We start from the raw sequence: 22721 nt of genomic DNA, 5'->3' as shown, positions 1-22721 counted from the left end.
CGGCTCCCGGCAGCGGGCTACCGGGCCGCGGAGACCGTCACGTCGGCGGCGCGCACATACGCGACCCGGTGGCCGTACTGGATCTCGTAGTACTGGTCCTTGCCCGTCACCACCCGGTGGGACGCCTCGTCGAAGGTGACCGCGTAGTAGTACTCGCCGGGCACCTTCTCACCGACCACGTACTTCTGTCCCGCGGGCAGCGTGTACGGCAGCGGTGACACCGCCTGGGCGGGCACGCCCGCCGGGTAGGCGGCCTTCTCCGGGTACGCGCGCCCGTACACCGGGACGTTCGCCAGGCCCTTCCTCGGAGTGATCACGCGTCCCGAGGCGGGTACCGCGGCTGGGCTCTTCCCGGGGTTGTGGAACCACGCCTTCTGCCCCAGGTACCAGATGGCCGTCCAGTCGCCCCAGCGGTCGGCCACCGCGTACTGCTGGCCCGTGGAGACCCGGGAGGACAGGTCGTTCACCCCGGTCGTGGGGGTGGTGCCGAGGCCGACGTCCCTGATCAGCGGCGCGTTCACGTCGTGGTCGGAGTACAGCCGGACCTCACTGGAGCCGTGCGGCGCGCAGGGCTCGCCCGCCGTCTCGCAACCGGTGTACCCGGGGCGGTTGGCGTCGTAGTCGGGGCGGATCGTCACCAGGGAGGACTTCTTCCCGGCGGTCGGCTGGATGGGCCGGCCGAGCAGCTGGAAGTAGTGCCGCCAGTCCCAGTACGGGCCCGGGTCGGTGTGCATGCCCGGGATGGTCGCCGTCGTGGTGCCGGGCACGTTGTCGTGGCCGAGGACGTGCTGCCGGTCCAGCGGGATGTCGTACTTCTTCGCCAGGTACTTCACCAGCCGCGCCGACGACCGGTACATCGCCTCCGTGTACCAGGCGTCCGGCTCCGCCAGGAAACCCTCGTGCTCCAGACCGATCGACTTCGCGTTGACGTACCAGTTCCCCGCGTGCCAGGCGACGTCCTTCGCCTTCACATGCTGGGCGATGTGGCCGTCGGTGGAGCGCAACGTGTAGTTCCAGGACACATAGGTGGGGTCCTGGACCATGTTGAGGACCCCGTTCCAGGTGCCCTCCGTGTCGTGCACGACGATGTAGCGGATCCGCTGGGAGGCCGGCCGGGTGCCCAGGTCGTGGTTGCCGTAGTCGCCGTCGCCGAACTCCTCGTACGGGGCCGGGACCCACTCGCAGGACACCGACCTCGGGCACTCCGTGCCGGCGGCCGAGGCGGCGCGCAGGCCCGCGCCGTCCAGCCGTGAGACGTCCGGCGCCACGCCGGGGCGGGCGGCCAGCGAGACCCGCTGGCCGGCGTCCGTGGTGCGCCGCTCACCCGTACGGATGACCTCGTAGACGTCGTCCGCGTACGCCGCCGCCGTCGCGGAGTCCTCCGCGCCGGAGAAACGGGCCACCGCCGCGTACCAGTCCGCCGGGTCCGCGCTCAGCGGCTCACCCAGGTCGCGCTGCGCGGCGGCGAGCAGTGCCGCACCGCCGGCCACGTTCGCGGCCGGGTCCGTGCGCAGCGCCTCGGGGCTCATTCCGGTCAGCTCGGCGGCTCTCGGCAGCGTGGTCAGCCGGGCCGGTAGGTCGTCGGACGGTGTGGTGGCACCGCCGGCCGGGTGCAGCGCGGCGCGCGCGTCGTCGCCGCGCGGGTCCTCCGAGCCCCCGCCGTGGTGCGACGCCCCGGCCAGGGCCGTACGGGCGTCGGTGAGGTGCAGCGGGCCGTAGCCGCCGGTCACGCTCGGCGCGCCGCCGTGCGCGTCCCAGCGGGACTGGAGGTAGGAGACGCCGAGCAGAACGCTCTGCGGCACGTGGTACTCGGCCGCCGCGGTGGCGAACGCCCGCTGGAGTCGGTCCGGGGCGGGTGGCGCGGCCGTGGGAGCGGCGGCCGACGGGGCCGCGCCGAGCAGTGGCAGCAGCAGTGCCGCGGTGGCCAGGGCGGGCACGACGGGGGATCCTCGCAAAACGGCCTCCTGTGACGGTCGGGCGTGGGGGGACGTGACGGACGTGCGGGGCCGGGCTGGGTCAGTCGTACCCGGCGGTCCGACGATCCGTCAATCATGCCGTCATGGCGGTGATTTCCCACGTCAGCAAGGGGTTCGGCGAGTTTCGTGGCGACGGCCCGCGGGCCTGCGGGGCGTCAGTGGCGTACACCTGTGGCCCCGGCGCACACCCGGGCGGACGGACACGAAAAGCGCGGTGCGCCCCCCGGTCGGAGGGGCACACCGCGCACCGTCGTCCTCTCGCGCCGTCCCGTCAGCGCGTGCCGACCGCCGCCCGCACGGCCCGCCGGGCCAGCTGGCAGTCGTCGTGCAACCGGCGCAGCAGCAGCCGCTGTTCCTCGCCGGTCGGCGCGGCACCCGGATGGGCCGGTCCCGTCGCCGCCCCGACCGGGTCGTGCATCGAACGCTGCACGGCCGTCTCGTACGTACGGATCTCCCTGGTCAGTACGAGCATCAGGTTCACCAGAAACGCGTCGCGCGCGGCCGTGCCCGTCGACTGGGCGATCTGGCTGATCTGACGGCGGGCCACCGGAGCGTCCCCGAGGACCGCCCACAGCGTGGCCAGGTCGTAGCCCGGCAGGTACCAGCCCGCGTGCTCCCAGTCCACCAGCACCGGACCGGCCGGGGACATGAGGACGTTGGACAGCAGCGCGTCACCGTGGCAGAACTGGCCCATGCCCTGGCGCCCGCCCGCGTGGGCGATGCCGTGCAGCAGCTTCTGCAGGTCGCCCAGGTCCCGGTCGGTGAGCAGCCCCAGCTCGTGGTAGCGGGAGATGCGGGCCGCGTAGTCCAGTGGGGCGTCGAAGGTGCCGGCCGGGGGCCGCCAGGCGTTCAGCCGGCAGACCGCTCCGATCGCCGCCCTGATGTCCGCCCGCGGCGGGGCCTCCAGGGGATGCCGTTGCAGCGCCGCCACCCTTCCGGGCATCCGCTCGATGACCAGCGTGCCGTTGTCCGGATCCGCCGCGATCAGCCTCGGCACCCGCACCGGAGGGCGCTGCCGGACGAACGAGCGGTATGCCCCTATCTCGTGCCGGCTGCGTTCCGCCCAGGCGGGGGAGTGGTCCACTAAGCACTTGGCCACCGCCGTGCTGCGCCCGGTCGTTCCGACCAGGAGCACGGAGCGTCCGCTGCGCCGCAGCACCTGCACGGGGGAGAACTCGGGGCAGATCCGGTGCACGGCGGCGATCGCCGTGCGCAGTTGGGCCCCCTGGGGGCCGGACAGGTCGATTCTCCCGCTGAGCGGCTGGGTGCCGGGCCCCGCGCCGAGCCGCGCCCTGCCGGCCCCGAGCACCGGGGCCGCCGGACGCGCTGGGGCGAGATAGGGGCCGCCGCCCGCCGTCGGGCGGGGGTGCAGCGCGCGCTGCGGGGCGGACACGGAGGACGATGCTGCGTACATGGGCGAGACAGATCCCTTCGTGTGCCTGCTGTGCCTGCCTGAAGAGGGGTGCCGGTCCGGTCCGTTCGATACCGGGGGCGGCACGTCTTCCGAAAGCCGTCGCGCCGCCCGACCGGCCGCCGGGGGCCACCCTGGGGAGTACCCCCGCGGCGACCGGGTCGGGGTGGCGCATTCCTACCTGACACCCGGCCGCCCGTGGCACACCATCTGGCGCACCCTGGCGAACGGTGGCGAATAGTCGCCCGGCAACCCGCACGGGGCTACTGTCAACTCAGCCGAGAACCTGGGGGCTTGTAGTGAGCAAAGAACCCAACACCCGTCTGTCGGACCTGTTCGGCCTGGCCGGCTGGTCCAAGGGCGAGCTCGCGAGGCTGGTCAACCGGCAGGCGGCGGCCATGGGCCACCCCCAGCTGGCGACCGACACCTCGCGGGTGCGGCGGTGGATCGACATGGGAGAGATCCCGCGCGATCCGGTGCCGCGGGTGCTGGCGGCTCTGTTCACCGAGCGTCTCGGCCGTGTCGTGACCATCGAGGACCTCGGTCTGGTCCGGCACGGGCGTGCGGGGAAACGGCCACACGACGGGAGCGAAGAGCATCCCGACGGCGTGCCGTGGGCGCCCGAGCGGACTGCGGCGGTCCTCACCGAATTCACGGGAATGGACCTCATGCTCAACCGACGCGGCTTGGTGGGCGCGGGCGCCGCGCTCGCCGCGGGCTCCGCACTCAGCAGCGCCATGCACGACTGGCTGCACACCGACCCGGCCCTCGCGGCCGATGCCCCCGACCTCCACCAACCCCTGCACGCCGACCCCGCCGGGTTCGACCGCTACGAGGCCGCCCCCATCGGGTCGCAGGAAGTGGAGGAACTGGAGCGCTCGGTCGAGGTGTTCCGTGCCTGGGACGCCGCCCGGGGCGGCGGCCTCCAGCGCAAGGCCGTGGTGGGCCAGCTCAACGAGGTGGGCGGCATGCTCGCCTACCACCACCCACCCCATCTCCAGCGGCGCCTGTGGGGCGTCGCCGCCAACCTCGCCGTCCTCGCGGGCTGGATGTCGCACGACGTCGGCCTGGAACCCACGGCCCAGAAGTACTTCGTCATCGCCGCGCACGCCGCGCGCGAGGGCGGCGACCGGCCGCGGGCGGGCGAGGCCCTGTCCCGGGCGGCCCGCCAGATGGTGCACCTGGGCAAGCCCGACGAGGCCCTGGACCTCATGAAGCTCGCCCAGTCCGGCTCCGGCGAGCAGGTACTGCCGCGCACCAAGGCCATGCTGTACACCATCGAGGCCTGGGCCCAGGCCTCCATGGGCAAGGGCCAGGCGATGCGCCGCACCCTGGGACGGGCCGAGGACCTCTTCGTCTCCGACAAGGCGGACGTGCCGCCCCCGGACTGGATGCAGACGTTCAAGGAGGAGGACCTGTACGGCATGCAGGCCCTCGCCTACCGGACGCTCGCCGAGTTCGAACCGGGGGCCGCCGCGCACGCCCAGCACTACGCGGACAAGGCCCTGGCCCTCAGGATCGACGGCCGGCAGCGGTCGAAGATCTTCGACTACCTGTCCATGGCCTCCGCCTGCTTCATCGCCGACGACCCCGAACAGGCTGACCGGTACGCGCGCCTGGCCCTGGTGTCGATGGGCTCGAACTCCTCCCAGCGGACCTGGGACCGGCTGCGCCAGATGTACCGGCTCACCGCCGAGTACGCCGGTTACCCGAAGATCCAGGAGCTGCGGGAGGAGATCAAGCTGGCGCTGCCCAAGGGCAAGGCACCCAGGGGGAAGGGGCCGGGCGGCACCGTCGCGCCGGCGTAGGCGCGCCGCGCTCGCGGACCTAGGGCGTCACCCGGGCGATCAGAACGCAGGCGTCCTGACGACCCGGAAACCCGTCCAGCTCCCGTGTCACCAGCCGTACACCGTCCCCGGCCGAATCCGCCGCGGTCAGGCGGGGGGCCAGGGTGAGGAGGTGCTCCACGGCCTCCGGTTCGATTGCCCCGGTGTGCAGCAGGAGCAGGTCGCCCGCTTCGAGGGTCGCCTCGGCCTCTCCCGACGGTCCGTCCTGTCCCGCTGGCCCGTCCGGTCCGGACAGCGCACGCCCCGTTCCGCCGCGGAAGAGCAGCGGGGCGGGGCCCGAGGCGTGCGCCCACGTCAGGGTGTGGGTGTCCGGCCGGTAGCCGCAGTACACGGCGCCGTCCACCGGCGCCAGGGCGGTGGCCCGGAGCAGTTCGGCGAGCCGGTCCCGCAGTCGTCCCGGCCGGGTGCCGGCCAGTGCCAGGCCGCGCAGGGCGCCGATCAGCACCGCCGGGCCGTACGCATCGGCCTCCGGGAGTCCGAAGTCGCCCACGGTGAGCAGGGTTTCGCCGTCGGCGCCGAGCGGACACGCGTCGTACCACCCGCCCTCCCGGGACCGCCGGCCCGTCGCGGACGTCGGCGGGAGGTGCGCCGCGGCCAGGTCCAGGCCTGGCCGGCCCTCGTCCGGGAAGCGCAGGAGACCGTGCCAGGGCGGCGCCGGACGGCGCCGGAGCGAGTCACGGGTCTCGCTCACCGCCCGCTGACTGCGGCGCAGTTCGCCGACGTCCCGCAGCACCGCCCACATCGATGCGGTGCTGCCGTCGGCGTCGAGGACGGGCTCGCCCATCATGTGCACGGTGCGTACGCTCCCGTCGGGGCGCACCACGCGGAACTCTCCGTCGATGGGCCGGCCGTCGACGAGGCAGTCCGTGACCATCGCGGTGAGCTTCGGGCGGTCCTCGGTGAGTACCAGGGACGGGAGTTCGTCGAGGCTGAGCGGGACGGACGCCGGGTCGCGGCCCAGGATGTGGAAGAGTTCCGCGGACCACTCGGCCTCGTCGGTCAGCAGGTTCCACTCCGCGCTGCCGACCCGGCTGAGCAGCGAACCGGCGCGCGGCGCGGGTGCCGGGCCGTCCCGGAGCTGAGCCAGATGCGCGTCGAGGTCGGTGAGTTGGTGCAGTGCCAGGTCGTACAGGGCGCGCTGCCAGCGCCCCCGGGGGTCCGTCGTGTCGTCCTGGCTGTCCCGCCGCACCGCGTCCACGTCGCCCCGCAGCCGCCGGGTCTGCGATATGAGCGCCTCGACCGAGCCCTGTCCCGGTGACTGGGCGGCCGGGTGGTCCGCGGAGAGATGGGACGACATGACGCACTCCGATGTGCTGACGGTACGACCGAGGTGGAACCGGGGCCGGCGGAAGGGCCGTTACGACTGTTGCACAGCCCGCCATGCCTCGTAAGGGATTCGGCGACACACGATACGGTGGTGCTTCCGGCATATGCCACAGTCTTCCCCGGGTGACTCGGGTACGTGTTCGGCGTACTCCGCGTGCGGGTGAAGTCGTAGACCTCCTACGGGACTTGAGGTGGAGCGGGGCTCGGAGGCGTCGTCGCCCTGGTGTTCGGTGGACTCTTGTTCTATGCCCGGTCGTGAAGGGACGGACGTGGTGCCATGTCGACGGGTGTGCGCACGCCCGTGTCCAGCGCCCGCACCCCGGCCTCGGCGACCGCGGCGGCCGCGTACCCGTCCCAGGTGCCCGGCCCGGTGACCAGGCCGCGGCGGGTGGCGTCGACCCAGCTCTGCACCTCGCGGTCGTAGGCGTCCGCGAACCGCACCAGGTAGTCCTGCGGCACCTCCTCCCGCGCGCCGCCCGCCGCCGTGACCATCATGGTGTGCGCCGCACCGATCCGGGCGCTGCCCGCCTCGCAGACGGCTTCGCAGCGCACCTCGTAGCCGAAGCCGCAGTTGACGAAGACCTCCACGTCCACCACGGCGCCGCCCTCGGTCTCGAAGAGCACGAGCTGCGGATCGAGCAGGCCCTCGGGCGCACCCGCCGAGGGACGCGGACGCAGCACGGTCACCGCGCTCAGCTCCTGGCCGAGCAGCCAGCGGGCCGCGTCGATCTCGTGCGAGACGGAACTGTTGATCAGCATCGCCGAGGTGAAGTGCGGGGGCGAGGAGACGTTGCGGTGCACGCAGTGCAGCATCAGCGGCCGGCCCAGCCGCCCGCCGTCCAGGAGGGACTTCAACTGCCGGTACTCGGCGTCGTACCGCCGCATGAACCCGATCTGCGCCAGCCTCCTGCCGAGGCGTGCCTCGGCCTCCACCACGCGCAGCGCGCCCGCGGAGTCCGGCACCATCGGCTTCTCGCACAGCACCGGCAGCCCCCGGGCGAAGGCGGCCAGCAAAGCCTCCTCGTGCGCCTCGCCGGGCGAGGCGATCAGGACGGCCTCGACACCCGGCGCGTCCAGCGCGGCCTCGACGTCCGTGTGGACGGTGATCCTGCCGGTGCCGCCGATCCCGCCCACGGCCTCCTTCGCCCGCTCGGCGTCGGGGTCCGCCACCGCGGCGACCCGGGCGCCGCTCACCACCTGGTCGACGCGTCGTATGTGGTCGGCACCCATGTGCCCCGCACCCAGGACCGCCACACCCAGAAGTTCACTCACGCCGCGCCCGCTCCTTCGTCGTCCGCCGCGCACCCGCCGGCAGCGGGTACGTGTACGGCGAACAGGCTTTCACGCGCGTCAAGAGGCCGGGGGCGGGCCGGTCCGCGGGTGCGGCGGCCGGCGTCAGTAGCGGAGTACCCCCGCGATGCCGTCCACGTCCCCGAGCGCGCCGTCCGGCACGAAACGGACGTCGGCGCCGGTCTCCAGGCACTGTTCGACGATCTCGTCCACGATGTCCTCCCGGGCGTCGAGGTCGCCGTCGTCGGCCGGGAGCAGATGCTCGCCGTCGTCGCGCATCGTCACCTTGAAGTTCTCCTCGACGGCCAGCAGCCGGACACGGCCCGTGTGGGCGCTCTCCCACAGCTCGTCGACCCCGGCCGCGAAGTCCTTGCGGCCGCGGGCCGCGTCCAGCTCCCTGGCCACCGCCTCGACCGATCCGCGCGCCTCCTTCTCGAGCAGGGGCCGCACCGCCTGCCACACCGCCTCGGCGGTGCCGTGCGCGAGCCCGCCGTGCGGGACGAGCACCGCGTCCGAGGCGAGCGCGCCCGCCTCCTCGAACAGGGACAGGGCGGGCTCGGGGCCGGTGACGTACAGCGGCCGGGGGTGGGCGCGCAGGATCCTGCCCATCGCGGCGTCGGTGTCGCGCAGGAACCTGCGGGTGCCCTCGTCGCGGAAGGTGCTCGGCGCGTCGCCGATCCGCTCCTGGCGTTCGGGGTCGAAGTCCTCCGCCGGGCGGTCGAGCGGGAAGCCGCCGAGGTGTTCCTCCACGACGCGGCCCGCGCCGCCGCTCCACAGCTTGACGCGGTCGGCGGCGACCGACAGGACCCAGAACGGCCGCTCGGCCGCCTGCGCGGCGACGAGGTTGCGGGTCAGGAAGGTGTCCGAGAGAACCACGCGCTCGGGCACCGAACGGCTGAGCGTCCAGACCTGGTGCTCACCCGGGGCGGCGAAGATCGCCAGACCGTCCTCGGCGTACGTCAGGTCGATCTCGGCCAGCGCCCGGTCCAGCTCTAGGGACACCTCCGCGCGCCGGTCACGGCTGACCGCCGGATCCTCCTCCAGCTGCTTCTTGGCCGCGGCGACCGCGTTGCGCAGCCGGACCCGGTCCTGGGCGTTGTCCGGCTCGCGGCGGTGCGTCGGCGTCAGTACGGACACGGCCGGATACGGGCGGGGGCGCCGCAGTCCGGCGAGGGTGGCGGGACTCAGATCGTGCTCCATGTCAACACGATATGCTCCACGCATATATAAGGCATATCGGGCATGCGGGGCGGACCATGGCTCGGTCCGGCCCGTCGCCGCTCAGCCGGACCCGTCGCCGGTGGACTCGGGACCGCAGGAGCTGCCGTCGGGCGGCAGGGAGCCGTACAGCAGGAAGTCGTCGACCTTGCGGTGCACGCACTTGGACGACGCGTAGCCGGTGTGCCCCTCGCCCCGGTTGTCCAGGACCACGGCGGAGGGGCCGAGCCGGTCCGCCGTCTCCGTCGTCCAGCGGTACGGCGTGGCCGGGTCGCCGCGGGTGCCGACCAGGAGCATCCTCGCGGTGTCGAGGTCCTTCACGTCGTCCCGGATGTAGTCCGTTCCCCTGGGCCTGCCGTAGCACATGAGCACCTGGGTGAGCCGGTACCGGCCGAAGACCGGCGAGACGTCCTCGTACCGGGCGCGCAGCCGGTCGAGGGACGCGGTGACCTGGGCGGCGGTGGGGCGGTCGGGGTCGTCGGCGCAGTTGATCGCCATCAGGGCGGCCGGAAGGTTGTCCATGGGGACGTCCTCCTCGTCCGTGAGGCCGGCCGTCCTGTCGCCCCGGACCGGCGCACGGACCGCGGCCCGGACCGGGAAGGTGACGCCGCCCGACGAGAAGCCCTCCAGGCCGCGGGTGTCACCGTCCTCGAGCAACTGCGCGAGTGCCCGCTCCAGCGAGGGCCACAACTCCCGGCTGTACAGGGCCTGGCCGATCGCGCCGACCATGTCCTGCCCGGTGAAGGGCTCGCCGAACGCCGACGGCACCGGGTCGGAGTCGAGGGAGGCGACGAGCCGCTCGACCTGGTCCCGGGCGTCCCGGGCGTCCTGGCCGAACGGGCAGGCGACGTCCTCGACGCACCAGTCGAGGAAGTTCTCCAGCGCGGTCTGCTGCCCCCGCGCCCCGGCCAGCCCCTGTTCGGCCAGCGGTTCCGTCAGCGTGTCCACGCCGTCCAGGACCATCCGGCCGACCTTGTCCGGGAACCGCGCCGCGTAGACCGCCCCCAACCGGGTCCCGTACGAGAAGCCCAGGTAGTTGAGCCGGTCGTCGCCGAGGGCCCGGCGCATCACGTCCATGTCGCGGGCCGCGTCGACCGTGCCTATGTGGGGCAGCACGGGGCCGGAGTACTTGGCGCACTCGGCCGCCGCATCCCGCAGTCGTTCCAGCACGCCCTCGGGGTCGGTCATCCCCCCGTCCCCGTCCGTCGCCTCCATGATCTTCAGGGTGGCCGGTCCGCAGGAGACCGGGGAGGACCGGCCGACGCCGCGCGGGTCGAAGGTCACCACGTCGTAGCCGTTGGTGAGGTGCATGAACTCCTTGCCGCCCAGGGCGAGTTCGTTGATGCCGGAGCCGCCGGGGCCGCCGAAGTTCAGCAGGACCGAGCCCCGCGAGTCGCCGGTCGCCCGGTACCGGGCCAGGGCCACGTCGAGGGTTCCGCCGCGGGGCCGCGAGTAATCGAGGGGGACGGTGACCTTGCCGCACTGCAGGTCCTTCGGCATCTCCGTGCCCTCGCACGCCGTCCACTCGACCCGCTGGTCGTAGAACCGGGACAGGCCCGATCCGGTGTCCCGCGTGGTCGCGGTGGTCGCGGTGGTCGCGGTGGTCGCGCCGCTCGCGGCGGCGGGCAGCCCCGCACCCAGCAGGGCCAGGCCGAGCGCTCCGGTCACCGCGCAGCGCCGGACCGAGGGCCGAGTCTCCAGCTTGGCCTGCATCGATGCCTCCCGGGCGCCCCGTCGCGGACCGGTGGTCGGCGCCCTCGCTCACCATAAGCGGGCCGCGCACCCGGCGCCTCCGGGCGGCAACGCACGGGGCCGTGCGCCGCTTGTTCGATGAACCGCCCACTCGATGGGGTGAAAGACCGATAAGCCATAACTCGGATGGTGCGCCCGCGTTTTAGACGGTGCGGGCGACTGCCCGTGACCATGTCTGGAAGGCAGGGAGCCTCATGAGAAGGGTTACCCGAAACGGTGTGCTCGCCGTCGCCGCCTCAGGCGCGCTGGCCGTGACGATGCCGGCGTACGCGGCGTTCGCGTCCGACGGGGCCGGCGCCGAGGGATCCGCGGCCGGTTCGCCCGGGCTGATCTCCGGCAACACCGTGCAGCTCCCGGTGGACGTGCCGGTCGACGTGTGCGGCAACACCGTGAACGTGGTGGGGCTCCTCAACCCGGCCACGGGCAACGGCTGCGCCGACTCCGGCGAGCCGGGGGCGTCGCACCAGGCGGCGGGAGCCTCGGGCGGTACGTCCGGCAGCGCGACCGAGGCGACGTCCGGCGGTGCGGCCGCCGAAGGAAGCGGAAAGGATTCGCCCGGCGTGCTCTCCGGCAACGGGGTACAGCTGCCGGTGCACCTCCCGGTGAACGTCAGCGGCAACAGCGTCAACGTGGTCGGCATCGGCAACCCGGCCGTCGGCAACGAGTCGACGAACGACTCCGGCGACCACCCGGAGCCCGTACGGCCCCCGGCGGAGCCGGAGCCGTCCGCCCCGGAGGAGGAGCGCGCCGGGCCCGGGCCGTCGGCGCACGCCGCCCCGCCCCGGGAAGAGGTGTCCCTCGCCCACACCGGGACGGACCGCACCCTGCCCACCCTCGCGGGTGGCGCCGCGCTCGTGCTGGGCGGAACCGTCCTCTACCGGCGCTTCCGGCCGGGCTCCGGGGACTGACCGCGTCGACCGGGGGCACCCGCGCCGTCAGGGCGGGTGCCCCCGGCTCAGGCGCGGCCCGCGTAAAAGCGCCGGTGCAGGGCGTGGATCTCCCGCGTGAGCTGCGGCACCGGGCCCTCCACGGTCACGCCGGGCGCCACCTCCCGCACCGGGAGCGGCCGCACCGGTGCCGCCGGTACGCCCAACTCCTCCAGCCAGCCCGCCAGTTGCTCCGACGAGGCGACGTAGACGATGCGCCCCAGGCCCACCCACGCGTGTGCGGCCGCGCACATCGGGCAGTGCTCGCCGGACGTGTACACGGTGGCCGCGGCCCGTTCGTCGGGAGTCAGGCGGGCGGCGGACCAGCGCGCGAGCTCGAACTCCGGGTGACGGGTCCGGTCGCCGGAGGCCACCCGGTTGTGGTCCTCGGCCAGTACCGAGCCGTCCGCGCCCACCAGCACCGATCCGAACGGCTCGTCGCCGGCCTCCAGCGCCTGGGCCGCCAGCTCCACACAACGGCGCAGGTGTGGCAGTTCGGTGTCCTTCACGACCATGGCGCACCGCCCTCCTCGTGACGTGATCTTTTCCGGCCAGCCTATGTCGCCCCGGCTCGACCATCTTGCTATCCATAATCGCTGGCGTTAGAGTCTCTAACGGAAGCAAGTACCCGTAGCGATTCAAGGCAAGAGGAGCGTCATGTCCGCCGCCACCCCGCAGCCGCCCGCCCCGCACGTCGTCCTGGGATCAGGTCCCGCCGGCACCGCGCTCGCCCGTGAGCTGGTGCGCCGGGGTCACCCCGTCCGCCTGGTGGACCGCAGGGCCGCCGGTCCCGCCGTCGAGGGCGTCGAGCGGTTCCCCGCCGACGTGGGCACGGCCGACGGTGCCCGTGCCGCCATACGCGACGCGGCCGTCGTGTACCACTGCGTCAACGTCGCCTACCACCTCCAGGTGGAGGTGATGCCCCGGGTCCAGGAGGCGGTCCTGGCCGCCGTCGAGGAGAGCGGCGCCCGGCTGGTGGTGCTCGACACGGTCTACCCGTACGGCGAGACCGGGGGAGCGGTGATGACCGAGGACAGCCCCTGGAAGGCCACCAGCCGCAAGGGCCGGATGCGTGCCGAACTGGACGAGCGGTACCTCGCCGCCCACCGGTCCGGCCGGGCCCGCGTGGTCCTCGGCCGCAGTGCCGACTTCGTCGGGCCCGGCGTGCTCAACTCGTCCCTGGGTGCGGCCGTCTTCCCCGGCGCCCTCACCGGCGGGGACGTCGTGGCCATGGGGAACATCGATCTGCCGCACAGCTACACCGGCATCGAGGACGTGGCGGCCGCTCTCGCCACCCTCGGCGAGCGTCCCGACGGGGACGGCCGTGTCTGGCACCTGCCGACCGCGCCCGCCGTCAGCACGCGCGAGATCCATGCGCTGATCGAGAAGCGCGTGGGCCGCCCGCTGAACGTCGTGGTCCTGGAACGGCCCCGCCCCTTCGGCCCCTTCGACGAACAGCTGATGGCCGAGTACGAGGAGATGTTCTACCAGCACACGGAGGCGCAGATCATGGACTCCGGTGCCTTCGAGCGGTTCTTCGAGGCGGCTCCGACGCCGCTGGCGGACACCCTGGACGCGACCGTCACCTGGTACGAGGCGTGGCTCCGCAGCAGGTGACGGTCAGGCCCTCAACGGCCCGGGCGCGACCGGGGCCGGTCCAGCGCGGCCACGCCGACCGCGGCCAGGCCGATCTGGATGAGCCACTCGACCCAGTCGACGCCGTCCGTGTCGGCCACGTCGAACGCCGAGGCGACCCACGATCCGACGAGCGCGGCCACGATGCCGACGAGGATCGTCCACACGACGCCGATGCGCTGCCGGCCGGGCACGACCAGCCGGCCCAGCACGCCGATGACGACGCCGATGACGATGGCGCTGACAATGCCGTCGATCTCCATCTCCACCCCTCTCCGCCGAGACCCCCGCAGGGATGCGTCTGCCCGCTGCGGGCGGGTGCAGTCCGTCGGAGGCGGCACGGGCGACGGGCCGGCCCGCGGGTGCGGGACCGGCCCGTGCCGCTTCCTTCCGGTGCGTCTAGGGCCTGCGTGGGGCGCTCCGCGCCGCCGTACCGGCGCAGACCATGCCCAGGAGCAGGGCCAGGGCGCCGATGACGATGTTGTTCCAGATGACACCGGCGTCCGGACTCGAGCCCACGATCCAGGGCGAAATGATCATCCAGACTCCGATCGCGCACATGGCCCAGCTGAGGCCGTACATGCGCTCCGGGGCGCGGGTGAACCCGAGGGCCAGCAGACCGATGGCGACGCCCACGATCAGGTTGTGGGCCACCAGGGAGGGCTGGCTGGTGGTGAAGTGGAGTATCCACGGGGACACGGCACAGTAGAGGCCGAGCAGGAACACCGGCCCGTCCACGAGTGCCACGTCGCGGCCACCGAGCACGCGCGCGTAGCGCGCCTGCATTTCCGGGGCGTCCGGGTGGCTGGTGATGTCACCTCGGGAGTGCGAGACGTTGGCCATGAGTCGTCTCCTTTGACTTGCAGGGCCGACCGCTTCGAATGCGGTGTGCGGTAGCGCCGCATAAGTGCATTCTGCTCTTATTTCTCCCTTATGTGTAGTGGTGAGGGCAGGGGATCTCCCGACGCCGCATCGGTCGGGCGCCCCCCTGTGCGTGCCGCTCCACGCCGCCCGGTCCCGCCGCTCCGCGCCGCCCGACCCGGCCGCGGCGCCCACCCGTCGCCCGGCGTTCCGCCGCGTCCGCCGTCCCGAAAAGAGAACCCTGGCGGCCGGCCGACCGCCCAGGGCCACGAGATGGTCCCACTCGACGTCCGCGTCCTCCCCGTACAGGCGCTGCTCGGCGCGGACCTCGGGCACCCCGCGATCACCGAGTCCGCCGGACTGTTCGCCCGTCCCGACGTCGTCGCCGGGGCGCCCGTCCGCAAGGCGTCGTACTCCGGTGCCCTGAACGCAAGTTGAACTGGTCTACACCCTTGACTGGTACAGACCAAAGCGGTTGAGTATGCCTCCACACCCCCCTCCACGGCCGCCCCCACGCCGTGGCCGGTCCGACCGGCACGTGCGCACAGGTTCCGCGCCCCACCCTGCCCCTGTACGGGAGCGGCCGTGCTCCGCAGAAGGAGACAGACCTGTGTCGAGGCGCCGTATATCCGCCGTGGTGACCGCTCTCGCCCTCGCCGGCGCAGTGCCGTTGCTCATGCCCGCCAACGCGGCCTCCGCCGCCTCGTGTTCGAGCTACCCCGCCTGGTCGGCCGACGCGAACTACAACACCGGCGACATCGTCCGCTACACCGACGGCAAGGCCTACATCGCCGAGCACGCCAACCCGGGCTACGACCCGCTCATCAGCACCTGGTACTGGGACCCGTACGCCTGTGACGGCGGTTCGCAGACGCCGGTCGGCAACTTCGTGGTCAGCGAGGCCCAGTTCAACCAGATGTTCCCGGGCCGGAACTCCTTCTACACCTACAGCGGCCTGACCGCCGCGCTCAGCGCCTACCCCGGCTTCGCCAACACCGGCAGCGACACCACCAAGAAGCAGGAGGCCGCGGCCTTCCTCGCCAACGTCAGCCACGAGACCGGCGGCCTGGTGTACATCGTCGAGCAGAACACCGCCAACTACCCGCACTACTGCGACTGGAACCAGCCCTACGGCTGCCCGGCGGGCCAGGCCGCCTACTACGGGCGGGGACCGATCCAGCTCAGCTGGAACTTCAACTACAAGGCCGCGGGCGACGCGCTCGGCATCGACCTGCTGGGCAACCCCTGGCTGGTGCAGAACGACGCGGCCGTAGCCTGGAAGACCGGCCTGTGGTACTGGAACACCCAGTCCGGGCCCGGCACCATGACCCCGCACAACGCGATGGTCAACGGCGCCGGCTTCGGCCAGACCATCCGCTCCATCAACGGCTCGCTGGAGTGCGACGGGAAGAACCCCGCCCAGGTCCAGAGCCGCGTCACCAAGTACCAGCAGTTCGCCCAGATCCTCGGCGTCTCCCCGGGCGGCAACCTGTACTGCTGACGCCGCCCGGGTGTGCGAAACTCCGCCGATGACCTCGGAAACGATCACCGCGGAGTCCGCCGGCACCTGGCACCTCGGCGACCTGCCCGTCCGCCGCGTCGGCTTCGGCGCGATGCGGCTGACGGGCAGCGCCGCCTTCCACCTCGGCACTCCGAGCGACCGCGCACGCTCCCTCGCGGTACTGCGCCGGGCCGTCGAACTCGGCGTCAACCACATCGACACCGCCGCCTTCTACTTCTCCTCCCTGCGCTCCGCCAACGAACTGATCAACAGCGCGCTCGCCCCCTACGCCGACGACCTGGTGATCGCCACCAAGGTCGGCCCGTACCGCGACTGGTCGGGGGAGTGGGGCACCTCCGCCCGCCCCGAGGACCTGCGCGCCCACGTCGAGGAGAACCTGCGCCAGCTCGGCCGCGACCACCTCGACGTCGTCTACCTGCGCCGCATGCGCCAGGACTCGGTGGCCGAGCACTTCGGCGCCCTGGCCGAACTGCGCGCGGCGGGACTGATCCGCCACCTCGGCCTCTCCGGCGTGGAGCCCCGGCACCTCGCCGAGGCGCAGGCCATCGCCCCGGTGGTGAGCGTCCAGAACCGGTACGGTCTCGGCTTCCACGACCCCGCCACCGACGCGCTCCTCGCCCAGTGCCGCGCCCAGGGCATCGCCTTCGTGCCGTTCTACGCCATCGCGGGCGAGGCCGGGCCGCGAGGTGCCGGCACCGACCACGAGGAGGAGGTGCGCGCGGTGGCCCGGGCGCACGGGGCGAGCTCCGCGCAGGTCAGGATCGCCTGGACCCTGCACCAGGGCCCGCATGTGCTGGCCGTCCCCGGCACCGGCGACCCGGACCACCTCGCGGAGAACGTCGCCGCGGGCGCGCTGCGCCTCACCGGCGCGGACCTGGCGCGGCTCGACGGAGCGCGTACGGGCTGACCGACGCACTGCCAGGCCGTGACAGCGAGAGCCCGGGGCCCTCCTCCAGGCGCAGCGTGCGGATGAGGAACACCGGACCCAGGCTCTCCACCATGGATCACTGAGGTGTTGGCCGTGCCGTTGAACGCGACGGAGTCGCGCAGTACGGGATCACGGGTGACGTGGCCGAGCCCCTCACGGATCTGCGACCCCACCTCGCTGACCGTCTGACTACCCCACGGCAGCAGAAGTCACGATGGCGCCGGACGGAGGGGCGAGATCCCTCAGCTTCGGTCATCGGGCGATCACGTCTCCGGACCGCCCCTCTCGGGCAGCCTTCCCGCGAAGGCGAGGAGGAGGCAATCGGTCACCAAGTCCCGCGGCGGTACGGCAGAAGCTACTGAACCGTCGGGATGCCCGGCAGGGCGAGGTAGTCCGACCAGGAGATCTCGCGGCCGATGAAGCGCGGCCGCTCGAAGGGCCAGTCGGCGGCGATCCACTGCGGTACCAGCGCGTCGAGGGCCCGCTCGACCGTGCTGTCCACCAGCTCGTCCACCACCCACCAGGAGATGTCGCCGTCCGCGCCGGCCCTCTCCGGTGGGTCGATGTAGACGCAGCCGAGCAGAGCCGTCTCCGCCGTGTCGAACAGCGCGTAATTGAAGGACTGGTGTGCGGCGATCTCCTTCTCGTGCCGCAACAGGTCGGCCCGGTCCGCCTCGTAGGTCATGGTGGCCGCGGGCCAGCCCCAGGCCGGGCCGTAGACGGTCCACAGCCGCTCGCGCGAACCCATCACCGCCGGATAGTCGAGCGGGGTGTCCGTCTCCCGGATCGGCCGCAGGTGGTGATCACCGCCCGGCAGCGGTACCAGGACGGGATGGACGAAGTCATCGGGTAGCCAGCTCACGCGGCCCGACGGTAGCAGCGCGCGGCCGTCCGGTCCCCGGATTTTCCGTCGGACCTCCGCACCAGAAGGACGGGAGCGACGGTTGGGCGTCATGCCAGTCCGCCAGTCGCCCGCAGGTTCTGGCCTGTGATCCACCCGCCGCCCGGACCCACGAGGAACGCGACGACATCGGCCACGTCGGACGGCTGCCCCAGCCGGCCGAGCGGCGTCATGCCGACGACCGCTTGGAGAGCCTCCGGGGGGTTGGTTCCACGGAGCAGGTCGGTATCGGTCGCGCCGGGCGAGACGGTGTTGACCGTGATGCCCCGCGGCCCGAGCTCCCGGGCGGCGACCGCGGTCAGTTGCTCGATCGCGCCCTTGCTGGCAGCGTACGGCCCGATGCCCGGCACGGGCCGTACGGTGTTCAGGGTGGAGATGTTCACGATCCGCCCGCCGTCGCGCATCCGCCTGGCCGCGTAGCGCATCGTCAAGAAGACCGACCTGGTGTTGGCCGCCAGCACGCCGTCGAACACCTCCGCCTCGGTCTCGGCGAGGGGGGCCGGAGTGAAGGACGTCGCCGCGTTGTTGACCAGGATGTCCACGCTGCCGAGATGCGCTTCGGCGTCCTCCATCAGCCGCTCGGCGGCATCCGGTTCCCTCAGGTCGAGCCGCATCGCTCGGACCTCGCCGCCGTTCGCCCGGACCGTGCGGACGACGTCGGCTGCGGCTTCCTCGCCGGTGGAGTAGTTGAAGACCACGTCCGCCCCGTCGCTGCACAGGCGTTCGACGATCGCCCGGCCGATTCCCCGGGACCCGCCCGTCACCACGGCAGTCATGTCTTCGAGCACTGTTCCTCCATGTCGGAGAGGAGATCACGTCGGATCTCGAACCTACCGATGCCGCTGCCTCTGATCGACGGCTTTCGCCGTGCGATACGGACGACGGCCGCACCCCGTGCGCCGACCGACCATGATCGATCTCAACGGCGCTTCCTGCGCCGCACTCGCGCGCAACCGAACTTGGCGTCCGGGGGGTTTTACGTATAACCTCTCCCGTCAATCGCCCGTCCCGGAAGGTGCCGATGACACGCATCGCCCTGGTCGCCCTCGTCGTCGACGACTACGACGAGGCGATCCGCTTCTACACCGAGGCCCTCGGCTTCCGCCTCGCCGAGGACACGCCCCGGCCCGACGGCTCCCGCTGGGTCGTCGTCGAGCCCGGCGGCCCGGACGCGGGCACCGCTCTGCTGCTGGCCCGCGCCAAGGGTGAGGCCCAGCGGGCCCGGGTCGGCGACCAGACGGGCGGGCGCGTCGGATTCTTCCTGCACACCGACGACTTCGCCCGCGACCACGCCCGCATGACCGCGGCGGGCGTGACCTTCCTGGAGGAGCCCCGGCACGAGCCCTACGGCTCGGTCGCCGTCTTCCAGGACCTGTACGGCAATCGCTGGGACCTGCTCCAGCCCGTCGCCCCCTGATCGTCCCCTCAGAACCGTCGAGGAACCTCCGCACATGTCATCTACGCGCATAGACACCGAGACCCTCCGCCGCCTCCCCAAGGCGGTCCTGCACGACCACCTCGACGGCGGCCTGCGTCCCGCCACCGTCGTCGAGCTGGCGCGGAGCGTCGGCCACACCCTGCCCACCACCGACCCCGACGAGCTGGCCGCCTGGTACTACGAGGCCGCCAACTCCGGTGACCTGGTGCGCTACATCGCCACCTTCGAGCACACCCTCGCCGTGATGCAGAACCGCGAGGGGCTGCTGCGCACCGCCGAGGAGTACGTCCTGGACCTCGCCGCCGACGGCGTCGTCTACGGCGAGGTCCGCTACGCCCCCGAGCTGAACACCAGGGGCGGACTGTCGATGAGGGAGGTCGTGGAGACCGTCCAGGAGGGTCTCGCCGCCGGCATGGCCAAGGCGGCCGCCGCCGGGACGCCGGTCCGGGTCGGCACCCTGCTCTGCGGCATGCGGATGTTCGACCGGGTCCGCGAGGCCGCCGACCTCGCCGTCGCCTTCCGGGACGCAGGGGTCGTCGGCTTCGACATCGCCGGGGCCGAGGACGGCTTCCCGCCCGCCGACCACCTCGACGCCTTCGAGCACCTGCGTCGCGAGAACGTGCCCTTCACCATCCACGCCGGGGAGGCGCACGGGCTGCCCAGCATCCACCAGGCCCTCCAGGTGTGCGGCGCCCAGCGCATTGGCCACGGCGTGCGCATCACCGACGACATCCCGGACCTCGCGGCGGGCAAGCTCGGCCGGCTCGCCGCCTGGGTGCGCGACCGGCGCATCGCCCTGGAGATGTGCCCGACCTCCAACCTCCAGACCGGTGCCGCGACCTCGATCGCCGAGCACCCGATCACCGCGCTCAAGGACCTCGGCTTCCGCGTCACCCTCAACACCGACAACCGCCTCGTGTCCGGCACGACGATGACCCGCGAGATGTCCCTGCTGGTCGAGCAGGCGGGCTGGAGCGTCGAGGACCTGCGCACGGTCACGGTGAACGCCCTGAAGAGCGCCTTCGTCCCCTTCGACGAGCGCACCGCCCTCATCGAGGACGTGGTCCTGCCGGCCTACGCCTCCGCGCTCTGAACGAGCCCGCGCACATAGGCGGCCTGTCCGACGTGCTGGAGATCGTCGGACAGGACGCTGACCAGCCGCACGGCGAGCGTGACCGGCGGATCCCAGTTGTCGTCGACGACCCGCTCCAGGTCCTTCGCGGTCAGGGAACGCAGGGCCGTGAGCGTCTGCTCGTGCACGGCGTCGTAGTAGCCGGTCAGCAGCTCGCCCGAGTCGACCCGCACCTTCGCGACCTCGGCTGGGCTGTGGCCGTACCCGGTGTCGCGGCGGGGCAGGCCCAGGCCGAAGCGTTTCTCCCACTCGCCGGTGAGCCACACCTGGTCGAGCCCGAAGGCGTCGGCGACGTGGTCGTCCTGGACGCGGGTGAGGTGCCAGACCAGCCAGGCGACGGAGTTGGCGCCGGCGGCGGGGCGGGCGTTCAGGCCGTCGGGGTCCAGGCCCTCGACGGCGGCGTGGACTTCTTCCTGGATGCGGCCGTAGCCCTCGATGAGGATGTCCTTCGCATGCATGCGTCCACCATCGCGCAGTCCGCCCGCCCGCGCCCCCCGTTCACGCGCTTCCCGTCTCCAGCAACCCCATCAGCGCCCGCGCCGCCGGGCTGGTCGCCCGCGCGGACGGGAGCAGCGCGATGGTCTCGTACTCCGTGCCGTCGGCGTCCTTGAGCGGCAGCGAGGTGAGGGCGGCCCGCTTGTGGCGGAAGTGCCGCGGCACGACCGCGATGCCGAGGTTCTCGTCGATCAGGTCGAGCAGCCCGTGCACGTCGTTCACCTCCAGCGGCACGGTCCGCCGCACGCCCGCCGCGGCGAAGACGGCGTCGGTCACGCGGCGCGGACCCCAGTCGGGGTGGAAGTCGACGAACACCTCGTCGGCCAGGTCGTGCGGGGTGAGCACCGCGCCGTCCGCCGCCAGCCGGTGGTCCGGGTGGCACAGCACCGTCATCGGCTCGCCCGCCAGTGACACCGAGCGCAACTGGTCCGTGTCCGCCTGGGTGCGGTACGCGAAGGCCAGGTCGAGCCGCCCCGCGGCGACCTCCTCGGCCAGCTCCCCGGAGCCCGCCTGCCGCAGCCGGATCTCCACGTCCGGGTGGCCGCGCCGGAACGCGGCCAGCAGCCGGGCCACCGGCACCCCGGCGATGCACTGCTCGGCGCCCAGCGACAGCGTCCCGCGCAGCACCCCCTGCACCGCGGCGACCGCCTCGTGCGCCGAGCGCACCTGGGCGAGGATCCGCCGGGCCTCCTCCAGCAGCGCCCGCCCGGCCTCCGTCAGCGTCACCCGGCGGGTGGTACGCACGAACAGCGGCGCCCGCAGCTCCCGCTCCAGCGCCCGGATCGACGCCGACAGCCCGGACTGGGACACCAGCAGCCGTTCCGCCGCGCGGGTGAAGTGCTGGTCCTCGGCGACCGCCACGAAATGCTGGAGATGACGCAGTTCCATGACTCAGAAGCCTAACCGCGCAATCCCATCGGATTCTTCTGTTGGACCACTGCACGCAGGTCACGCGAGAGTGGAGGACGGTTCCACCCAAGCCCCGTACCTCGGGGGCCAACCCCTCTGGAGTCGCGTTGTACACCGCACACCCCGACCGCTACGCGGAGATGCCCTACCGGCGCACCGGACGCAGCGGCCTGAAGCTCCCCGCGCTCTCGCTCGGCCTGTGGCACAACTTCGGCCCGGACCGCCCCGTCGAGAACCAGCGCGCCATCCTGCGCCGCGCCTTCGACCTGGGCGTCACCCACTTCGACCTCGCCAACAACTACGGTCCGCCCCCCGGCTCCGCCGAGTCCGCGCTCGGCGAGGCCCTCAAGGCCGACTTCGCGCCGTACCGCGACGAGCTGGTGATCTCCACCAAGGCCGGCTATCTGATGTGGCCCGGACCGTACGGCGAGTGGGGCTCGCGCAAGTCCTTGCTGTCGTCCCTGGACCAGAGCCTGTCACGGATGGGCCTGGAGTACGTCGACGTCTTCTACTCGCACCGCCCCGACCCGAAGACTCCGCTGGAGGAGACGATGGGCGCCCTGCACACGGCGGTGCAGCAGGGCAAGGCGCTCTACGTCGGCGTCTCCAACTACTCGCCGGAGCAGACCCGCGAGGCCGCCCGCATCCTCGCCGAGCTGGGCACGCCGTTGCTGATCCACCAGCCGCGCTACTCCATGCTCGACCGCCGCCCCGAGACCGGCGGACTGCTGGACGCCCTCGACGAACTGGAAGTCGGCTCCATCGCCTACTCCCCGCTGGAGCAGGGCCTGCTGACCGGCCGCTACCTCAACGGCATCCCGGAGGACTCGCGGGCCGCGAGCGACAGCCCCTTCCTGAACTCCGACGCGGTCACCGAGGAACTGGTCGGCAAGCTGCGCGGCCTGAACGAGATCGCCGGGTCCCGCGGCCAGTCACTGGCCCAGCTCGCCCTCGCCTGGGTGCTGCGGCAGGGCAGGGTGACCTCGGCCCTGGTCGGCGCGAGCAGCCCGCGGCAGCTGGAGGACAGCGTCGCGGCCATCGGGAACCTGGATTTCGACGCGGACGAACTGGCCCGTATCGACAAGATCGTCCAGGGCTAGGCGGCGACCGGACGCGACGCGCACGGCGGTTCCGGAGGCGTACGGCGCCTCCGG

General features: G+C 72.5%; 22 protein-coding genes. 9 read left to right on the top strand and 13 right to left on the bottom strand.

Annotated features, from left to right (window positions below):
- Positions 1-17: 17 nt before the first annotated feature.
- Positions 18-1937, bottom strand: a complete 1920-nt coding sequence (locus R2E43_RS02885) for an N-acetylmuramoyl-L-alanine amidase (RefSeq protein WP_011031541.1) — start codon at positions 1935-1937, stop codon at positions 18-20.
- A 310-nt stretch (positions 1938-2247) separates the two neighbouring features.
- Positions 2248-3390, bottom strand: coding sequence for an aminoglycoside phosphotransferase family protein (locus tag R2E43_RS02880; RefSeq protein ID WP_003971893.1), 1143 nt, complete (start codon positions 3388-3390; stop codon positions 2248-2250).
- Between the two features lie 296 nt (positions 3391-3686).
- Between R2E43_RS02880 and R2E43_RS02875 the strand changes: the two genes are divergently transcribed.
- The gene (locus tag R2E43_RS02875) at positions 3687-5195 is read left to right on the top strand and encodes a DNA-binding protein NsdB (RefSeq protein WP_030866863.1); all 1509 of its coding nucleotides are present in this window, start codon (positions 3687-3689) and stop codon (positions 5193-5195) included.
- Positions 5196-5214: 19 nt separating this feature from the next.
- Here the strand turns inward: R2E43_RS02875 and R2E43_RS02870 are convergent, their stop codons facing one another.
- The 4 genes from R2E43_RS02870 to R2E43_RS02855 all read right to left on the bottom strand — a co-directional run bounded on the left by R2E43_RS02870 (position 5215) and on the right by R2E43_RS02855 (position 10781).
- Entirely contained in the window at positions 5215-6531 is a 1317-nt protein-coding gene (locus R2E43_RS02870) for a PAS domain-containing protein (protein ID WP_319119767.1), read from the bottom strand.
- A 272-nt stretch (positions 6532-6803) separates the two neighbouring features.
- On the bottom strand, positions 6804-7832 hold the full coding sequence (locus R2E43_RS02865) for a Gfo/Idh/MocA family protein (protein WP_106517228.1): 1029 nt from the start codon (positions 7830-7832) through the stop codon (positions 6804-6806).
- A gap of 123 nt (positions 7833-7955) precedes the next feature.
- The gene (locus tag R2E43_RS02860) at positions 7956-9050 is read right to left on the bottom strand and encodes a baeRF3 domain-containing protein (RefSeq protein WP_210985030.1); all 1095 of its coding nucleotides are present in this window, start codon (positions 9048-9050) and stop codon (positions 7956-7958) included.
- Between the two features lie 81 nt (positions 9051-9131).
- Complete coding sequence (locus R2E43_RS02855) at positions 9132-10781, bottom strand: alpha/beta hydrolase (protein ID WP_319709922.1); 1650 nt, start codon at positions 10779-10781, stop codon at positions 9132-9134.
- A gap of 233 nt (positions 10782-11014) precedes the next feature.
- Between R2E43_RS02855 and chpB the strand changes: the two genes are divergently transcribed.
- Positions 11015-11728 (top strand): LAXTG-anchored chaplin ChpB, encoded by a 714-nt coding sequence (gene chpB, locus R2E43_RS02850; protein ID WP_332055870.1) that lies wholly within the window; start codon positions 11015-11017, stop codon positions 11726-11728.
- 47 nt (positions 11729-11775) lie between these two features.
- Here chpB and R2E43_RS02845 read toward each other — a convergent pair whose 3' ends face one another.
- Positions 11776-12261 (bottom strand): nucleoside deaminase, encoded by a 486-nt coding sequence (locus R2E43_RS02845; protein WP_003971886.1) that lies wholly within the window; start codon positions 12259-12261, stop codon positions 11776-11778.
- Positions 12262-12403: 142 nt separating this feature from the next.
- On the opposite strand from R2E43_RS02845, the gene R2E43_RS02840 reads away from it, so the two are divergent.
- Positions 12404-13363: an SDR family oxidoreductase gene (locus tag R2E43_RS02840; protein ID WP_003971885.1), complete on the top strand. Its 960-nt coding sequence runs from the start codon at positions 12404-12406 to the stop codon at positions 13361-13363.
- Positions 13364-13374: 11 nt separating this feature from the next.
- Here the strand turns inward: R2E43_RS02840 and R2E43_RS02835 are convergent, their stop codons facing one another.
- Entirely contained in the window at positions 13375-13644 is a 270-nt protein-coding gene (locus R2E43_RS02835) for a GlsB/YeaQ/YmgE family stress response membrane protein (protein WP_332055869.1), read from the bottom strand.
- 136 nt (positions 13645-13780) lie between these two features.
- Positions 13781-14224, bottom strand: a complete 444-nt coding sequence (locus R2E43_RS02830) for an SPW repeat protein (RefSeq protein WP_003971883.1) — start codon at positions 14222-14224, stop codon at positions 13781-13783.
- 291 nt (positions 14225-14515) lie between these two features.
- Between R2E43_RS02830 and R2E43_RS02825 the strand changes: the two genes are divergently transcribed.
- The 3 genes from R2E43_RS02825 (at position 14516) to R2E43_RS02815 (ending at position 16671) form a co-directional block, all read left to right on the top strand.
- Entirely contained in the window at positions 14516-14680 is a 165-nt protein-coding gene (locus R2E43_RS02825) for a hypothetical protein (protein WP_016328011.1), read from the top strand.
- A 172-nt stretch (positions 14681-14852) separates the two neighbouring features.
- Complete coding sequence (locus R2E43_RS02820) at positions 14853-15743, top strand: glycoside hydrolase family 19 protein (protein ID WP_332055868.1); 891 nt, start codon at positions 14853-14855, stop codon at positions 15741-15743.
- 28 nt (positions 15744-15771) lie between these two features.
- The gene (locus tag R2E43_RS02815) at positions 15772-16671 is read left to right on the top strand and encodes an aldo/keto reductase (protein WP_189284423.1); all 900 of its coding nucleotides are present in this window, start codon (positions 15772-15774) and stop codon (positions 16669-16671) included.
- A 376-nt stretch (positions 16672-17047) separates the two neighbouring features.
- Here R2E43_RS02815 and R2E43_RS02810 read toward each other — a convergent pair whose 3' ends face one another.
- Together R2E43_RS02810 and R2E43_RS02805 are read right to left on the bottom strand one after the other, a co-directional pair.
- On the bottom strand, positions 17048-17554 hold the full coding sequence (locus R2E43_RS02810) for a GNAT family N-acetyltransferase (RefSeq protein WP_332055867.1): 507 nt from the start codon (positions 17552-17554) through the stop codon (positions 17048-17050).
- An 89-nt stretch (positions 17555-17643) separates the two neighbouring features.
- A complete protein-coding gene (locus tag R2E43_RS02805; RefSeq protein ID WP_037666015.1) occupies positions 17644-18369 on the bottom strand; it encodes an SDR family NAD(P)-dependent oxidoreductase in 726 nt (241 codons plus the stop codon).
- Positions 18370-18614: 245 nt separating this feature from the next.
- Between R2E43_RS02805 and R2E43_RS02800 the strand changes: the two genes are divergently transcribed.
- Entirely contained in the window at positions 18615-19010 is a 396-nt protein-coding gene (locus tag R2E43_RS02800; protein WP_011031553.1) for a VOC family protein, read from the top strand.
- A 34-nt stretch (positions 19011-19044) separates the two neighbouring features.
- Positions 19045-20124 (top strand): adenosine deaminase, encoded by a 1080-nt coding sequence (locus tag R2E43_RS02795; protein ID WP_003971875.1) that lies wholly within the window; start codon positions 19045-19047, stop codon positions 20122-20124.
- Here R2E43_RS02795 and R2E43_RS02790 read toward each other — a convergent pair.
- Positions 20106-20621: a mycothiol transferase gene (locus tag R2E43_RS02790; RefSeq protein ID WP_003971874.1), complete on the bottom strand. Its 516-nt coding sequence runs from the start codon at positions 20619-20621 to the stop codon at positions 20106-20108. The two genes, R2E43_RS02795 and R2E43_RS02790, sit on opposite strands and share 19 nt — an antisense overlap.
- 40 nt (positions 20622-20661) lie before the next feature.
- A complete protein-coding gene (locus R2E43_RS02785; RefSeq protein WP_003971873.1) occupies positions 20662-21546 on the bottom strand; it encodes a LysR family transcriptional regulator in 885 nt (294 codons plus the stop codon).
- Positions 21547-21674: 128 nt separating this feature from the next.
- Here R2E43_RS02785 and mgrA point away from each other — a divergent pair, with 128 nt between their 5' ends.
- The gene (mgrA, locus tag R2E43_RS02780) at positions 21675-22667 is read left to right on the top strand and encodes an L-glyceraldehyde 3-phosphate reductase (protein ID WP_016328015.1); all 993 of its coding nucleotides are present in this window, start codon (positions 21675-21677) and stop codon (positions 22665-22667) included.
- Positions 22668-22721 lie beyond the last annotated feature (54 nt).

The organism is Streptomyces violaceoruber (assembly GCF_033406955.1).
GTDB classification, from domain to species: Bacteria; Actinomycetota; Actinomycetes; order Streptomycetales; family Streptomycetaceae; genus Streptomyces; species Streptomyces violaceoruber.
The sequence above is the reverse complement of the archived record's forward strand: the minus strand, read 5'-3'. Positions and strand labels throughout refer to the sequence as shown.

Bases quoted from the DNA above. Each gene is read 5' to 3' on its own strand.
- R2E43_RS02880 (WP_003971893.1), bottom strand. From the start codon at position 3,390: ATGTACGCAGCATCGTCCTCCGTGTCCGCCCCGCAGCGCGCGCTGCAC.
- R2E43_RS02870 (WP_319119767.1), bottom strand. From the start codon at position 6,531: ATGTCGTCCCATCTCTCCGCGGACCACCCGGCCGCCCAGTCACCGGGA.
- R2E43_RS02860 (WP_210985030.1), bottom strand. From the start codon at position 9,050: ATGGAGCACGATCTGAGTCCCGCCACCCTCGCCGGACTGCGGCGCCCC.
- R2E43_RS02855 (WP_319709922.1), bottom strand. From the start codon at position 10,781: ATGCAGGCCAAGCTGGAGACTCGGCCCTCGGTCCGGCGCTGCGCGGTG.
- chpB (WP_332055870.1), top strand. From the start codon at position 11,015: ATGAGAAGGGTTACCCGAAACGGTGTGCTCGCCGTCGCCGCCTCAGGC.
- R2E43_RS02845 (WP_003971886.1), bottom strand. From the start codon at position 12,261: ATGGTCGTGAAGGACACCGAACTGCCACACCTGCGCCGTTGTGTGGAG.
- R2E43_RS02840 (WP_003971885.1), top strand. From the start codon at position 12,404: ATGTCCGCCGCCACCCCGCAGCCGCCCGCCCCGCACGTCGTCCTGGGA.
- R2E43_RS02835 (WP_332055869.1), bottom strand. From the start codon at position 13,644: ATGGAGATCGACGGCATTGTCAGCGCCATCGTCATCGGCGTCGTCATC.
- R2E43_RS02830 (WP_003971883.1), bottom strand. From the start codon at position 14,224: ATGGCCAACGTCTCGCACTCCCGAGGTGACATCACCAGCCACCCGGAC.
- R2E43_RS02825 (WP_016328011.1), top strand. From the start codon at position 14,516: ATGGTCCCACTCGACGTCCGCGTCCTCCCCGTACAGGCGCTGCTCGGC.
- R2E43_RS02815 (WP_189284423.1), top strand. From the start codon at position 15,772: ATGACCTCGGAAACGATCACCGCGGAGTCCGCCGGCACCTGGCACCTC.
- R2E43_RS02805 (WP_037666015.1), bottom strand. From the start codon at position 18,369: ATGACTGCCGTGGTGACGGGCGGGTCCCGGGGAATCGGCCGGGCGATC.
- R2E43_RS02800 (WP_011031553.1), top strand. From the start codon at position 18,615: ATGACACGCATCGCCCTGGTCGCCCTCGTCGTCGACGACTACGACGAG.
- R2E43_RS02795 (WP_003971875.1), top strand. From the start codon at position 19,045: ATGTCATCTACGCGCATAGACACCGAGACCCTCCGCCGCCTCCCCAAG.
- R2E43_RS02790 (WP_003971874.1), bottom strand. From the start codon at position 20,621: ATGCATGCGAAGGACATCCTCATCGAGGGCTACGGCCGCATCCAGGAA.
- R2E43_RS02785 (WP_003971873.1), bottom strand. From the start codon at position 21,546: ATGGAACTGCGTCATCTCCAGCATTTCGTGGCGGTCGCCGAGGACCAG.